This window comes from Pantoea sp. WMus005, from assembly GCF_013415305.1.
Taxonomy (GTDB): Bacteria; Pseudomonadota; Gammaproteobacteria; order Enterobacterales; family Enterobacteriaceae; genus Pantoea; species Pantoea rara.
In genome coordinates this window covers 104,819-117,684 of the sequence record NZ_JACBXU010000001.1, presented here as the reverse complement: position 1 = coordinate 117,684, position 12,866 = coordinate 104,819, and the positions used below count along the sequence as shown (strand labels likewise).

Sequence of the window (12,866 nt, the reverse complement as noted above, 5' to 3'; positions counted from 1 at the left end):
GGCCCTTTTCCTTATACGTTGTTACTTGCTGTCTGGCAGCGCGTAAGCAATCACGTAATCACCGCGGTCCGGTGACTGACGTGCACCACCTGCAGAGATCAGAATGTACTGCTTACCATCTTTCGGTGAGACGTAGCTCATCGGACCGCCCTGACTGCCAACGGGCAGACGTGCTTTCCACACTTCTTTACCGGTTGAAGAGTCAAAGGCGCGCAGGTAGTAATCCTGTGTACCGGCGATGAACACCAGGCCACCCTGCGTTGCCAGTGTACCCCCCAGCGTTGGCATACCAATTGGCATTTTCATGCGCATCTTGATGCCGAATGGACCGGTATCCTGCACAGTACCGACCGGCACCTGCCAGACGATTTTCTGCGTTTTCAGGTCAATCGCCGACAGCGTACCAAATGGCGGTTTCTGACAAGGAATGCCCAGCGGAGACATAAAGCGGTTTTTATTCACTGCATAGGGCGTGCCTTTCAGCGGAACGGCACCCATACCGGTGTTGATCGCTTCACCGCCATTGCTTCCACGCGCCGTTTTACTGGTATCCGCCGGGATCATCTGAACCCACAGACCCAGACGCATGTCATTAACGAACAACAGGTGGTTGTTCGGATCGATAGACATGCTGCCCCAGTTCATACCGCCCAGCGAACCCGGGAAGCTCAGAGACTTATCTGTGTCCGGCACGGTGAACAGGCCGTCATAGCGCATCGATTTAAAACCAATGCGGCAGGCCAGTTGATCAAATGGCGTTGCACCCCACATGTCAGACTCTTTCAGCGTCTGGTTACCAATCTGCGGCATACCGGTAGAGTGTGGCTGTGTTTTGGTGTACTGCTCGTTCGGAATATGACCCTGCGGCATCGGCAGTTCTTCGACTTTGGTCAGCGGCTTGCCGGTCATACGGTCAAGCACGAAGATCATGCCAGTTTTGCCGCCAATCACGACCGCAGGTGTGGTGCTGCCATCTTTTTGCGGGAAGTCGATCAGGCCTGGCTGCATCGGCAGGTCAAAGTCCCACAGATCGTTATGCACGGTCTGATAGACCCACTTCTCTTTACCGGTGGTGGCATCCAGCGCCAGCACGGATGCGCCATATTTGTGATCCAGTTCGGTACGGTTCGCACCCCACAGGTCAACTGACGAACTGCCCATCGGAATGAACACGGTGTTCATTGATGGATCGTAAGACATCGGTGCCCAGGAGTTCGGCGTACTGCGGGTATAATCTTTACCCGGCATCAGAATCGCATTCGGGTCAACATTGCCTGGGTCAAACGCCCAGCGCATCTTACCGGTAATAACGTCGAAGCCTCGCAACACACCACCCGGCATATCCGTCTGCACGTTATCCGCGACACGGCCACCCACTACGACCGTAGTGCCGGCCAGCGTTGGCGCGGAAGTCAGCTGATATTGCGGATCCGGTGCCTGCCCCATGCCTGCTTTGAGATCAACAATGCCATGATCGCCAAAGTTTTCACAAAACTCACCGTTATCGGCGTTGATCGCAATCAGACGCGCATCGATGGTGTTCATCAGAATACGACGCTGACAGCTGTCACCGGCTGGCAGTACAGCGGCAGTCACCGGAACCGATCCCGGCTTATCCGGCTGTTGCAGTGGTTTGGTTGCGTCGAAGTAAGCCAGACCACGGCAGCGCGGCCAGACTTCGGCTTTGGCATTAATTTCACGTTTCCAGATCTGCTTACCGCTGTTGGCTTCAACGGCGATAACGTTGTTGTGCGGCGTACAGAGATAAAGGGTGTTGCCAATCTGCAATGGCGTCTGCTGATCTTCTGCACCGTTACCCGTCGGGCTGACAGGCGTATCACCAGTGCGGAAGGTCCAGGCGACCTGCAGATCTTTCACGTTATCGCGGGTGATTTGGTCCAGCGCCACAAAGCGACTGCCTTGCGGAGTGTTACCGTAGTTATCCCAGTTTTTCTGCTGTTTCGCTTTATCTACCGGGATTAATGGCAGTTCTGAGCCGGTGGCTGCAACGGTAGGATGTGGCTGGAACATCTGCACCAGCGTAAAGACCATCCCTGCCGCCAGCAGCGCAGAGAAGACGTATGAAGGTTTTGCCAGTGAGTGCTTACCTTCGTGCTTACGCAGTGAAGGCCAGATCAGGAAAGCCAGCACCATCAGTCCGGCTGGTACCATCAGGCGTGAAACCAGTGGCCAGAACTCCAGACCCGCATCAAACAGCGACCAGATTAGGGTGCCGATAAAGACCAGCAGGAACAGGACCACTGCCGATGATTTGCGACGGAAGAACTGAATAGCGGCGAGGACAGTCACGATACCCGCAATTAAAAAGTACCAACTGCCGCCCAGGGCAACCAGTTTACCGCCGCCGATTGCAAAAAACAGACCGGTGGCAAGCAGCACCAGTCCGAGCAGCACGGATGCTATTCCCAGCCCCTTTCCGGAACGGGAGGATGTTTCAGCCATAACTCTTACTCTCCTGAATAAACAGAGCGCCCGGACAGGTGCCATCCGGACTCCGGCGCGATAACAGGTGCGCGCAGAGCATCGCTCGGTTTCAAATCGAATATAAACAAGCCCGCGTCCGTGAGAATCTACAGGCCGGAAGAGCATAGATGTGGCTGACCCCTCCCACGACGCGGCAGGATTGTACCACCTGGTACGTTACAGAGTGAACATATCCAACCGATTTGTTACGGCGCAATAGCATTTTTGCTACAAAAAGAGTCAGGCGTCGCCAGGGATTCTCAGGCAGATTGAGCGTAGCTGAAAGCGGAATCAGTGATCTGGCGGCTGGAAAAGAATGCGCTTGCGAGAGATCAGGCCATGTCCGTTCCGGCAAAAATAGTCCACTGCACCGCAGGCTTTTAACACCTCAAGCGGCTGGTGACATTCGGGACAGCAGGGTTGCGCGGGGTAATGCGCACCACAGGTACAGCAGATAAATTCACCGGCACTGAGCGTCAGCGGTTGCTGACATTTTTCACATATCACATTCATGATTCTCTCCCTGCTCTGATAAGTTCAGAGCAAAAAAAAGAGGGCCAGATGGCCCTCATTTTCTTAACGCTTATTCTTTTTCATATGCGCAAGCAGACGCTTACGTTTACGCTGCTGCGTTGGCGTCAGCAGGTTACGTTTGCCTTCATAAGGGTTATCACCCTCTTTGAACTGAATGCGGATTGGCGTTCCCATTACGTTGAGTGATTTACGGAAATAGTTCATCAGGTAGCGTTTGTAAGAATCGGGCAGATCCTTAACCTGATTACCGTGGATCACCACAATCGGCGGGTTATAACCACCGGCATGCGCGTATTTAAGTTTAACGCGACGACTGCGCACCAGCGGTGGCTGGTGATCGTCTGCGGCCATGTTCATGATGCGGGTCAGCAGCGAAGTGTTTACGCGCTTCGTCGAACAGTCATAGGCCTCAGTGATTGATTCAAACAGGTTACCGACGCCGCTGCCGTGCAGCGCAGAGATAAAGTGGATGCGGGCGAAATCGATAAAGCCCAGACGGTAGTCCAGCGTCTCTTTCACTTCATCACGCACTTCCTGCGACAGGCCATCCCACTTGTTAACCACAATCACCAGCGAACGACCACTGTTGAGAATGAAGCCAAGCAGCGAGAGATCCTGATCGGAAATACCGGCGTGAGCATCAATCACCAGCATCACCACGTTGGCATCTTCAATCGCCTGCAGTGTCTTGATTACCGAGAATTTCTCAACGGTGTCAGAGATTTTGGCACGCTTACGCACACCGGCGGTGTCGATCAGAACGTATTCACGTCCATCGCGCTCCATCGGGATGTAGATGCTGTCGCGGGTGGTGCCCGGCATATCGTAGACCACCACGCGGTCTTCACCGAGAATGCGGTTGGTAAGCGTTGACTTACCTACGTTAGGACGGCCAACGATCGCCAGTTTGATTGGCAAGCCCGTCGGGTCGAAGTTTTCTTCTTCCTCTGCAGCTTCCTGCTCAGCAATCTCGTCAGCTTCAAGCGCAGCCCAGTAAGCCTCGTTCTCTTCTTCTTCAGTGAGCTCGACCGCCTCAACTTTGTCCATCCACGGTAGCAGTGCCTCTTCTATCAGGCTGCTCACGCCACGACCATGCGATGCCGCAATGGCGTGGATTTCACCCAGGCCCAGTGAATAGAAGTCGACTACCGCCTGATCCGGATCCATCCCGTCAGTTTTATTTGCCACCAGGAAGGTCGCTTTCTGACGGGAACGCAGATGCTTAGCGATTTGCAGATCGGCGGCCATCAGGCCTGCACGTGCATCGACCATAAACAGCACAACGTCGGCTTCTTCAATCGCCAGCAGTGACTGCTCGGCCATCCGCGTTTCGACACCCTCTTCGGAGCCGTCGATACCACCGGTATCAATAACAATAAATTCGCGCCCTTCCACTTCGGCGCGACCATATTTGCGATCGCGAGTCAGTCCAGGAAAATCCGCTACCAGCGCATCACGTGTGCGTGTTAAACGGTTGAATAGCGTAGATTTTCCCACATTGGGACGCCCAACCAGCGCGACCACAGGTACCATAACAAAATGCCTCAATAAATAATTAATCGCCCGAATGGCGTGATTATAACGGCTCTGGCCGTTAAGTTCAGGCTTAAGGCGCAAAGAATACCATGCCTGACTAAAAACGAAACGGCCCCTGATTAAATCAGGAGCCGTCGGAGCGGAGGATTTCACCTGCCAGACGTTTACCCGTTAACGGGTAATCGCATAAACCTCACCATCTTTCGACTGGATCAGCAGCTTATCGCTGGCGACCACCGGCTCGGTCTGGAAGCCTGAGCTATCCAGTTCCTGCTGGGCGACAAAACGACCATCAGTGGTATTCAGCCAGTGCAGGTAACCTTCGCTGTCGCCGACCACCAGGTAGCCGTTGTAGAGCACCGGTGAAGTCAGGTTACGATGCAGCAGATCACTTTGACGCCAGATAGCAACACCGCCGTCAGCGTTCAGGGCAATGACACGATCGTCCTGATCGACCAGATAGATACGGCCGGCATCAACAATCAGATCTTTGACACCGCCGATTTCGCGTTTCCACAAAATCTGGCCGGAACGCAGATCCAGTGCGGTCAGATTGCCGTTATACGCCAGCGCGTAAACTACGCCGTTGACGATAACCGGGGTAGTATCGACATCGTTAAGACGATCAATCTCTGTTGCACCACTAACCTGAGATATACGCTGCTGCCAGATAAGTTGACCCTGATTTAGCACCACAGCGCTGACACGACCATTGTCACCACCGACAATTGCGCCGCCAAAGGCTACAGCCGGAGCAGATTCACCGCGCAGAGACAACGCTGGCATATCCAGGTTGACGCTCCACTTCACGGCACCGCTGCTCTGATCCAGTCCCTGCAACATACCGTTGCTGGTATGTACCAGCACCAGACCATCGCTGATCACCGGACGCGACAGTGCTTCACCGGCCACTTTGGTCTGCCAGACCAGGCTACCATCACTGCTGTTAAGGGCATAAACCTGGCCGCGTTCGCTGCCAACATAAACCCGATCGCCATCAGCGGTCAGGCCACCCGATAACATGGCTGAGCGATTTTTCGAGAAGAAGCCGGTTTTCTCAGAGAGATCGGCTTTCCATTTTTCTTTACCGTCTGCGGCATCCAGTGCTTTGACGATACCAAAGCGGTCGGCGGCGTAAACCGTATTGTCCTGCCAGGCAGGATGCAGATTTGAGTAGAAATCACCGACACCATCGCCTACCGAGGTGTTCCACACTTTCTGTGGCGTGAACTGATTTTCCACCTTCGGCAACGGGGCCATTTTTACTACATCTTCTTCGCCGCTAAACAGCGAACAACCGCTGAGCAAAGTGACTGAAATCAGTCCCGGCAGCAGGTATTTACGTAATTCCATGCGCTCTCTCTTGACTGGCTTAGCTTAAGTTATTCATCTTCATCTGCATCATTTGCTTCAATGCCGGAGAGGCGTCAGATTCAACCCCTTTACTCCAGGCATCGCGCGCGCCCTGCTTGTCGCCTTTGGTCAGCAGCGCTTCGCCGCGAATATCGGCTACAATGGCTGTCCAGCCATCACCCTTCACACCGTCAAGGGTTTTAAGCGCCGCATCGGCTTGATTCTGTTGCAGTAGAATGCGGGCCAGGCGCAGGTTAATGACCGCCTGCAGATTGGCATCTTTGGTATCTTTCAGTCCGTTTTGCAGCAACGTCGCAGCCTTATCCAGCTGACCGGCGTCAACATACTGCTTCGCCAGATCCATCGCTGCCAGCGCACCGTAGGTATTGCTGTTTTCACTGGCAAAACGGTTTACCGCTTCCAGCGTTTCCGGTTTGCCTGCCTGCATGGCGCTGGTCAGTTGCTGATACTGCGCAGACACTGACTTCGCCGTATCGTCCTGATGACTGCTCCAGTAACGCCAGCAACCCAGCGCAGCAATGCCGATCACTACGCCAATGGATAACGCTTTGCCATTGTTGGCAAAAAAGTTGCGCAGCGCGTCGGTCTGCTCGTTCTCATTGCTATACACTTCCACGCAATCCCTCTCCTTTCTATGGTTGGTGCTGTGTCACGCTTACTGTAACAGCGTACGCAATACAGCAGCAGCCTCTGCCTGATCCAGCGTTTGCTGCTCGCCACGGCGCAGATCTTTAATCACGACCTGCCCGGCTTTGACTTCATCCTCGCCTAACACCAGGGCGACACGAGCGCCCCATTTGTCAGCACGGGCAAATTGCTTCTTGAAGTTACCGCCGCCAAAGTTGGTCATCAGCCTCAGTTCTGGCGCTTCGTCACGCAATTTCTCAGCCAGCTGCATAGCGGCGGACTGCACGCCCTGACCTGAAGCGATAACATAGACATCCACATTGCTCGTCGGTTCAAATTCAGGATTAACCGCCTGAACCAGCAGCACCAGACGCTCCATGCCCATAGCAAAGCCAACGGCCGGTGTTGAACGACCACCGAGCTGCTCGACCAGACCATCATAGCGACCACCACCGCAGACTGTGCCCTGTGAACCCAGGCTATCGGTGACCCACTCAATCACGGTGCGATTGTAGTAATCCAGACCGCGCACCAGACGCTGATTGACGGTGTAGCTGATCCCGGCATCATCCAGCAGGGCACACAGGCCGCTGAAATGTTCGCGTGATTCGTCATCCAGATAGTCACCAAGCTGTGGCGCATCATTCAGCAGTTGCTGAACATCGGGATTTTTACTGTCAAGAACGCGCATCGGATTGCTGTACATGCGGCGTTTGCAATCCTCATCCAGCACGTCTTTGTGCTGTTCAAGGAAGGCCACCAGCGCGTCGCGATAGCGAGCACGGGCTTCCAGCGAACCGATTGAGTTAAGTTCCAGGCGAACGTGCCCCGAGATACCCAGGGCTTTCCACCAGCGGGCATTCAGCATAATCAGCTCAGCATCGATGTCCGGTCCCTGAAGACCAAACACTTCCACGCCAATCTGATAGAACTGACGATAGCGGCCTTTCTGCGGACGCTCATAGCGGAACATTGGTCCCATGTACCACAGGCGCTGTTCCTGGTTGTAGAGTAACCCGTGTTCGATACCGGCTCGCACGCAGCCAGCCGTGCCTTCCGGACGCAGCGTCAGGCTTTCACCGTTGCGGTCATCGAAGGTATACATCTCTTTTTCAACCACGTCGGTGACTTCACCAATGGCGCGTTTAAACAGTGGGGTTTGCTCTACCAGCGGTAAGCGAATTTCGCTGTAACCGTAGCTCGCCAGCGTCTGCTTGAGAACGCCTTCAATCCGTTGCCAGAGGGCAGTATCGGCAGGCAGGTAGTCGTTCATCCCGCGAATCGCCTGAATATTCTTCGCCACGTTAAAATCTCTTAATGCAAAAAAACCTGTCCGGCATCATACCTTATGAGGATGAAACCGCACAGGTTCAGTCAAAAAAGTCACGCACGCAGACCGCGTACGCCATTATTTTTCCAGATGCTGCACATCAATACGGCGACTGGCATCCAGCATCGACGCTTTCGCACGAATGCGCGCTTCCAGCTGATCGATCATGTCATTGTTATCGAGACGATCGCGCTGACGCACACCATCCTCGTAGAAACCACTCTTCTTGCTGCCGCCAGTTACGCCCAGTGTAGAGAGGGTCGCTTCACCCGGTCCGTTGACCACACAGCCGATAATGGAGACATCCATCGGGGTGATCAGGTCTTCCAGACGCTGTTCCAGCGCGTTGACCGTACCGATCACGTCAAACTCCTGACGTGAGCAGGTTGGACAGGCGATGAAGTTAATTCCACGAGAGCGAATGCGCAGTGATTTCAGGATATCGAAACCGACTTTAACTTCTTCAACCGGATCGGCCGCCAGCGAAATACGCAGCGTATCGCCGATCCCTTCGGACAGTAACAGGCCCAGACCAATTGCAGATTTCACTGCGCCTGCGCGCGCGCCGCCCGCTTCGGTGATACCGAGATGCAGGGGCTGTTCGATCTGTTTCGCCAGCAGGCGATAAGATTCAACGGCGAGGAAGACGTCAGAGGCTTTTACGCTGACTTTGAATTGATCGAAGTTAAGGCGGTCGAGATGATCAACATGGCGCATGGCAGATTCCAGCAACGCCTGAGGCGTCGGCTCGCCATACTTTTCCTGTAGATCTTTTTCAAGGGAACCCGCGTTCACGCCAATTCGAATGGGAATATTGTTGTCGCGTGCGCAGTCGACCACCATGCGGATGCGCTCATTGTTTCCGATATTACCAGGATTGATGCGCAGACAGTCGACGCCATACTCGGCGACTTTCAGGGCGATGCGGTAGTCAAAATGAATATCTGCAACCAGCGGTACGTTCACCTGCTGTTTGATCAGTCTGAATGCTTCTGCGGCATCCATGGTAGGCACCGAGATGCGCACGATGTCGACACCGACTCGCTCAAGGGCTCTGATCTGATTTACCGTCGCTTCCACGTCAGTGGTGCGGGTGTTGGTCATCGACTGAACAGCGATGGGTGCGCCGTCACCGACCGGCACCTTGCCGACGTAAATGCGTTTGGATTTACGGCGGATAATGGGTGCTTCGTTATGCATATTTTTCTTCTCCACAATTGCCCGGTACGCGATACGCTGTTATTGCGCACCCAACGTCAGGCGAGCAACCTGGTTATTACGGATAAAACGACTTAAATCAACGGGCTGATTCTGATATTGCACCTGAACAGCGGAAGGCGCGCCAATTTTCAGACGATACGGAGGCGTTCCTGCGAGGCTGAGTTTACCACCACTACGCTGAATGCCGCTGAACAGTTTTTTGCCGGTAGCATCGCTCACTTCCAGCCAGCAGTCGGCGTTGAAAGTCATGACCACCGCGTTAGGATCAGCCGCCGGTTCACTGACTGCGGCGGCACCCACTGGCATCGGTGATGCCGGGCTGGTACTGGAATGCGTGGCTGCAGGTGCAGCCGCTGAATTCTCCACTGGCGCCTGGCTCGGTGACACCACGGCATTGCTGGTAGCATCCGGCTGTGAAAGGGTTGCATTATTGGTGGCGCTGGCGGCCGGAGCCGCACTCGCTGGCGCAGTGGTCGCGCTATTATTGCTGGTCGTGGTATTGCTTTCGTCAGGCGCGGCAGGTGCCGCGCTGTCACCGCTGGACTCACCCAGCGGAATCGACTGTCCGTTATCACTGCCGCTGCTGCTCTGATCGGTCATCGGTACCAGATCATCCTGCGACGCTTTATGATTCTGCCACCACCAGGCGCCAGTCAGGCCCACCACCACAAACACCACCAGCCAGGTGAAAATCATCAACCAGCCGTCACGTTTTTTGCGGCGTTTGCCCAGAGAGAAACTTTGCATCGGCTCGATCTTTGAAGAACGAATCGGGGTCTGTTTCGCCATCATCGGCAGCAGTTCCTCTTCAGGAATGTGCACCAGTCGCGCATAAGAGCGAATATATCCGCGCAGGAACGTGGTAGCTAAATCGGCGGGCGATTTGTCTTCCTCGATATCACGCACGGTAGAGAGTTTCAGACACAGGCGTTCAGCGACGTTCTGCTGCGTCAGCCCCATCTGCTCACGGGCCAGTCGCAGGCGTTCACCTGTTGATTGTAATGCAGAGTTTTCTTGAGTGGCTTCAGTATTCATTAGCTAAATAACGCTGGTACTGTATCGATTGCGGAAAACGTCGCGCTAACCGGTCGCCATAACGTGAAACGTCAGCGGCATTTCCCTGTAGCGCGGCGAAACGTAAGTGTAACGCCAGACTTCGTGCCGTTTCGGGCAGCTGTTGCTGATAAACGTCGAGCAAAACCTGCACCTTCGCCAGATGGTTATCTGCCAGATGCTTTTCAGCTTCAGACAGCAGCGAGTCAGCTTTGCGCCTGTCAGCTTCAATAGCCTGACGTAACGTCCTGCGGGCAGCAGCAACATCGCCAGCCTGCAGATAACAAAATCCAGCCAGTTCAAGTGCGTCATTGCGTGCATCAAACTGCGGTGCTGCACCTGCCCGACTAAACTGTTGATGCGCTTCGCCATACTGCCTTAAAGCGCAGAGAAACGCACCGTAATTGTTAGCAACAAAACCATTATCCGGGGCCTGTTGCTGTGCCAGTATAAACCGTGCCTGCGCCGCTGTCTGATTACCCTGCTTTTGGGCCAGCCGTGCCAGTGCAAGCGAGACCCGGTAATCGTCTGGCACGGCAGCCTGCGCCCGTAGAAAGTTCCGCTCAGCCGCGGCATAGTCGCCACCTGCCAGATAGTGCATCCCTAACTGCAGACGCACCTCTTCTGCGCCAGGTTTGTATGGCTGACTGACACACCCGCTTACAACAAACAGCGCCAGTAAAACTGCAGGTAATCCGTTACGCATAATCGTTTCCATCCGGTTGACATTGACAGGTTGCAAGCCTGCCACGCGTCATAACTTCAGGAAACGCTCTGTGTCCGTCTTCTAGAGAGGCTTCACAGAGATGGCTTCACCCGCCATTTTAATGCGCATTGTCCGCTTGGTACGGTCAATGACTTCTCCGGCTAACTGACCACAGGCGGCATCAATGTCGTCGCCACGGGTTTTACGCACGATGGTGGTAAAACCATAGTCCATCAGGACCTTGGAGAAACGATCGATACGGCTGTTTGAGCTACGGCCATATGGCGCGCCCGGGAAGGGATTCCAGGGAATCAGGTTGATTTTACACGGCGTTTCTTTCAGCAGTGCGGCAAGCTCATGCGCATCATCGGTGCTGTCATTGACGTGATCCAGCAACACGTACTCAATGGTCACGCGTCCCTGATTGGCGTTGGATTTTGCAATGTAGCGTTTCACCGCCGCCAGGAAGGTTTCGATATTGTACTTTTTGTTGATCGGCACGATGTCATCACGCAGCTTGTCGTTTGCTGCATGCAGGGAGATCGCCAGCGCGACATCGATCATGTCGCCCAGTTTATCCAGCGCAGGCACAACACCTGACGTGGACAGGGTCACGCGACGCTTTGACAGACCAAAACCGAAGTCATCCAGCATGATCTCCATCGCCGGAACCACATTATTGAGGTTAAGCAGTGGCTCGCCCATGCCCATCATCACCACGTTAGTGATAGGCCGCTGGCCGGTGATTTTTGCTGCGCCGACAATTTTCGCCGCACGCCACACCTGACCAATAATTTCTGACACCCGCAGGTTACGGTTAAACCCCTGCTGCGCGGTCGAACAGAATTTACACTCCAGCGCACACCCCACCTGTGAAGAGACACAGAGCGTAGCGCGGTCACCTTCCGGGATATAGACCGTTTCAACCAGCTGATCGCCCACGCGAATGGCCCATTTGATGGTGCCGTCGGTGGAGCGCATCTCTTCCGCCACTTCTGGCGCGCGGATCTCCGTCAGCTCCATCAGCCGGTTACGCAGCTTTTTGTTGATGTCAGTCATCTGCTCGAAGTCATCGCAGCAGTAGTGATAGATCCACTTCATGACCTGATCGGCGCGGAACGGCTTTTCGCCCAGCGAAAGGAAGAATTCCCGCATCTGCTGGCGGTTGAGATCCAGCAGGTTTATTTTCTGGCTTTTGGGGGAAACGACAAGGGGGGAAGCGGACGCGGACGTCTCAATCTGTTCGGACATAATATTCTCTGGCCTCGTTGTTACACGTTATGGCGCTGTTCAGGGATAGGTGAAAAAATTGCGCCTTCATTAATCGATGTCAATGAAGGCGCAATATTGTACAACATCTGCGGCCTGATAACAGGCGGGAGTGACCTCCCCTACGCAGATTTTTGTAAAGCCGCTGTAACGTTTATCGCCCGGGCGATTAACGGGTACGTGGGCAGATTTCGTTTTCGCCGAAGAAATAGGCGATTTCGCGAGCAGCAGACTCTGCAGAATCTGAACCGTGGGTCGCGTTTTCGGTGAAGCTGTCAGCGTAGTCAGCACGCAGTGTGCCAGCCAGTGCGTTTGCCGGGTTAGTTGCACCCATCAGGTCACGGTGACGCTGAACCGCATTTTCACCTTCCAGCACGGAAACAACAACCGGGCCAGAGGTCATGAATTCAACCAGGCCATCGAAGAATGGTTTGCCCTGGTGCTCAGCGTAAAAACCTTCAGCCTGCTCTTTGCTCAGCTGCAGCATTTTTGCACCAACAATTTTGAAGCCTGCGCTTTCAAAACGGTTGTAGATAGCACCAATCACATTTTTAGCGACGGCGTTTGGCTTGATGATAGAAAAAGTACGTTCGATTGCCATGATGACCTCTGTCTTGACGTTCTGAAGAAACCGGTGGCGTCCGCCCCGGTTAAGAAACGGCGCCGATTATAGGGGCTGAGTGCGGCATTGCCTATCAGAGATCCCTAATTTGTTGAAAATTCTTGATCTGA

The 12,866-nt window shown here is 54.2% G+C and carries 11 protein-coding genes; all 11 read right to left on the bottom strand.

Annotated elements, in window-relative coordinates; genetic code table 11:
• Positions 1–21 precede the first annotated feature (21 nt).
• Positions 22–2,463, bottom strand: a complete 2,442-nt coding sequence (locus HZZ01_RS00525) for a glucose/quinate/shikimate family membrane-bound PQQ-dependent dehydrogenase (protein ID WP_179895052.1) — start codon at positions 2,461–2,463, stop codon at positions 22–24.
• A gap of 312 nt (positions 2,464–2,775) precedes the next feature.
• Positions 2,776–2,997, bottom strand: coding sequence for a zinc ribbon domain-containing protein (locus HZZ01_RS00520; protein WP_179895051.1), 222 nt, complete (start codon positions 2,995–2,997; stop codon positions 2,776–2,778).
• A gap of 63 nt (positions 2,998–3,060) precedes the next feature.
• Complete coding sequence (gene der, locus HZZ01_RS00515; protein ID WP_179895050.1) at positions 3,061–4,551, bottom strand: ribosome biogenesis GTPase Der; 1,491 nt, start codon at positions 4,549–4,551, stop codon at positions 3,061–3,063.
• Between the two features lie 174 nt (positions 4,552–4,725).
• Positions 4,726–5,907 (bottom strand): outer membrane protein assembly factor BamB, encoded by a 1,182-nt coding sequence (gene bamB, locus HZZ01_RS00510; RefSeq protein ID WP_179895049.1) that lies wholly within the window; start codon positions 5,905–5,907, stop codon positions 4,726–4,728.
• A 19-nt stretch (positions 5,908–5,926) separates the two neighbouring features.
• Positions 5,927–6,544, bottom strand: coding sequence for a YfgM family protein (locus HZZ01_RS00505; RefSeq protein WP_179895048.1), 618 nt, complete (start codon positions 6,542–6,544; stop codon positions 5,927–5,929).
• A 39-nt stretch (positions 6,545–6,583) separates the two neighbouring features.
• The gene (gene hisS / locus HZZ01_RS00500; RefSeq protein ID WP_179895047.1) at positions 6,584–7,858 is read right to left on the bottom strand and encodes a histidine--tRNA ligase; all 1,275 of its coding nucleotides are present in this window, start codon (positions 7,856–7,858) and stop codon (positions 6,584–6,586) included.
• A 105-nt stretch (positions 7,859–7,963) separates the two neighbouring features.
• Positions 7,964–9,085 (bottom strand): flavodoxin-dependent (E)-4-hydroxy-3-methylbut-2-enyl-diphosphate synthase, encoded by a 1,122-nt coding sequence (gene ispG, locus HZZ01_RS00495; protein WP_090958667.1) that lies wholly within the window; start codon positions 9,083–9,085, stop codon positions 7,964–7,966.
• 39 nt (positions 9,086–9,124) lie between these two features.
• Positions 9,125–10,141: a cytoskeleton protein RodZ gene (gene rodZ / locus HZZ01_RS00490; RefSeq protein ID WP_179895046.1), complete on the bottom strand. Its 1,017-nt coding sequence runs from the start codon at positions 10,139–10,141 to the stop codon at positions 9,125–9,127.
• On the bottom strand, positions 10,131–10,865 hold the full coding sequence (gene pilW / locus HZZ01_RS00485; protein ID WP_179895045.1) for a type IV pilus biogenesis/stability protein PilW: 735 nt from the start codon (positions 10,863–10,865) through the stop codon (positions 10,131–10,133). Before pilW ends, rodZ begins: the two co-directional genes overlap by 11 nt.
• Before the next feature lie 81 nt (positions 10,866–10,946).
• Positions 10,947–12,116: a bifunctional tRNA (adenosine(37)-C2)-methyltransferase TrmG/ribosomal RNA large subunit methyltransferase RlmN gene (locus HZZ01_RS00480; RefSeq protein ID WP_179895044.1), complete on the bottom strand. Its 1,170-nt coding sequence runs from the start codon at positions 12,114–12,116 to the stop codon at positions 10,947–10,949.
• Between the two features lie 187 nt (positions 12,117–12,303).
• The gene (ndk, locus tag HZZ01_RS00475) at positions 12,304–12,735 is read right to left on the bottom strand and encodes a nucleoside-diphosphate kinase (protein ID WP_003848684.1); all 432 of its coding nucleotides are present in this window, start codon (positions 12,733–12,735) and stop codon (positions 12,304–12,306) included.
• Positions 12,736–12,866: the final 131 nt, after the last annotated feature.

Coding starts and splice junctions, on each gene's coding strand:
- pilW (WP_179895045.1), bottom strand. CDS start 10,865: ATGCGTAACGGATTACCTGCAGTTTTACTGGCGCTGTTTGTTGTAAGC.
- ispG (WP_090958667.1), bottom strand. CDS start 9,085: ATGCATAACGAAGCACCCATTATCCGCCGTAAATCCAAACGCATTTAC.
- HZZ01_RS00525 (WP_179895052.1), bottom strand. CDS start 2,463: ATGGCTGAAACATCCTCCCGTTCCGGAAAGGGGCTGGGAATAGCATCC.
- ndk (WP_003848684.1), bottom strand. CDS start 12,735: ATGGCAATCGAACGTACTTTTTCTATCATCAAGCCAAACGCCGTCGCT.
- der (WP_179895050.1), bottom strand. CDS start 4,551: ATGGTACCTGTGGTCGCGCTGGTTGGGCGTCCCAATGTGGGAAAATCT.
- HZZ01_RS00520 (WP_179895051.1), bottom strand. CDS start 2,997: ATGAATGTGATATGTGAAAAATGTCAGCAACCGCTGACGCTCAGTGCC.
- rodZ (WP_179895046.1), bottom strand. CDS start 10,141: ATGAATACTGAAGCCACTCAAGAAAACTCTGCATTACAATCAACAGGT.
- bamB (WP_179895049.1), bottom strand. CDS start 5,907: ATGGAATTACGTAAATACCTGCTGCCGGGACTGATTTCAGTCACTTTG.
- HZZ01_RS00480 (WP_179895044.1), bottom strand. CDS start 12,116: ATGTCCGAACAGATTGAGACGTCCGCGTCCGCTTCCCCCCTTGTCGTT.